The 587-nt window shown below is 45.0% G+C and carries 1 protein-coding gene; it reads right to left on the reverse strand.

Annotated elements, in window-relative coordinates; genetic code table 11:
- Window positions 1-587, reverse strand: a 587-nt coding sequence (locus R7E78_RS28630; RefSeq protein ID WP_318058948.1) for a LysE family translocator, incomplete at both ends; no start/stop codon positions are given.

Genomic DNA, 587 nt, shown 5'->3' on the forward strand with positions numbered 1-587 from the left:
AGCGCAACAAGCACAGCACCTGTTACTCCTTCCATCCATTTCATAAAGCTGGCATTTTTGAGCAAGTTCTTTGCTGAGTTTAAAGCCCCAGCTAAGCCACACTGCCAAACCATTGCGATAACAAAATGGATAGCGGCCATCGTCATAGATTGCAACAATGGTGAGCCTTCCGGATTAACGAATTGCGGTAAAAATGCCAAGTAAAACACTGCCGTTTTTGGGTTTAGTACATTTGAGAGAAAGCCCTCTCTAAACGAACGTTTTCCACTGTATACCTGCTGAATTTGTTCAGCGACAGTAATGCCTCCGCCCGATGCCATTAGCGCTTTCAAACTGCTGATACCAAGCCAAATGAGGTACGCGGCACCAATCATTTTAACGATTTGGAATAGCTCTGCGGATTGTGCAAGGATGGCAGAAATGCCCACGGCAGAGAAAAACGCATGTACAAACAAGCCAAAACAAATGCCTAAACTTGTTGTACACCCATCTTTTAAGCCCGAACGACTTGTATTACGAAGAACTAATGCGGTATCCAGCCCCGGCGTCAGCGTTAAAATCGTGATAGCGATAAGAAACGCTTCAAA

This window comes from Vibrio sp. YT-19(2023) (genome assembly GCF_033337395.1).